Annotated in this window: 7 tRNA genes; all 7 read right to left on the bottom strand. The window is 57.4% G+C overall.

The features are described from left to right. Positions 1-114 precede the first annotated feature (114 nt). Positions 115-193 (bottom strand) — tRNA-Arg (locus tag AC1DWI_RS24615). Positions 194-207: 14 nt separating this feature from the next. Then, positions 208-293: transfer RNA gene (locus AC1DWI_RS24610), tRNA-Cys, on the bottom strand. A 9-nt stretch (positions 294-302) separates the two neighbouring features. Next, a tRNA-Trp gene (locus AC1DWI_RS24605) sits at positions 303-379 on the bottom strand. A gap of 75 nt (positions 380-454) precedes the next feature. Then, a tRNA-Leu gene (locus AC1DWI_RS24600) sits at positions 455-539 on the bottom strand. A 12-nt stretch (positions 540-551) separates the two neighbouring features. Then, positions 552-629, bottom strand: a tRNA-Leu gene (locus AC1DWI_RS24595). Between the two features lie 80 nt (positions 630-709). Continuing rightward, positions 710-785, bottom strand: a tRNA-Asp gene (locus AC1DWI_RS24590). Positions 786-816: 31 nt separating this feature from the next. Next, positions 817-889: transfer RNA gene (locus AC1DWI_RS24585), tRNA-Pro, on the bottom strand. Positions 890-920 lie beyond the last annotated feature (31 nt).

Genomic DNA, 920 nt, shown 5'->3' with positions numbered 1-920 from the left:
GGGCACGAACAATGCGGTTGCGGGGTGTGGTCGTCCGTTTGGCCATCCTCCTGGAGGCCGCTGTGTTTCTGGCTGTCATGGCAAATCTCCTTGAGGTTGGTTGAACGGGGAATGTGGCGCGCCTGGGCCGATTCGAACGGCCGACAAACTGGGGTAGAAGCCCAGCGCTCTTTCCTGGCTGAGCTACAGGCGCTGAAAGCAATGAGATGGAGGCGGTGGTCAGATTCGAACTGACGCGTGCTGACGCAGGCGGATTTGCAATCCGCTCCCTTCGACCACTGGGGTACACCGCCGGAAATCGCTGGCGGGCGCGAGAAGAATCGAACTTCTAACCTTCGGCTTTGGAGGCCGCTACTCTGCCTGGTTGAGCTACACACCCGTAGGAAACGTGAGTCCGGAGCCGCAGGACGGTTTTGATGCCGGCACCTTCGACCTTTCGAAAAATCTAAAAAAATGGTGCCCCAGGCCGGCATCGAACCGGCATGCCCGAAAGCGCTGGCTTCTAAGGCCAGTGTGTCTTCCCATTCCACCACCGGGGCTGAAAACTGTTCTGGTACTCAAGGGGAGACTCGAACTCCCAAAAGACCTGGTTTTGAAGCAGGCGCGTCTTCCGATTCCGCCACTTGAGCATTTATCTGGTGTCCAGCCCGGATTCGATCCGGCGCAAGGGGTTATCGATCCATCGACCGAGGTAGCACGGCATGAATGGTGGCGGCCTGTACGGGAATCGAACCCGTGACCACATCCTGGACAGGGAAGTGCTCTACCAGCTGAGCTAACAGACCAAAAGAATGAAGAAGACCGGAATGAAGATGCTCCATGTAGCAGGTCTCGAACCTGCGACCTCATGCTCCCAAAGCACGCGCGCTACCAACTGCGCCACACACGGCTTGAATCGAGCTGAATGAAAACTGAATGGC

Source organism: Polaromonas sp. P3_C2 (assembly GCF_056402675.1).
This window is presented reverse-complemented; position numbering and strand designations above follow the sequence as displayed.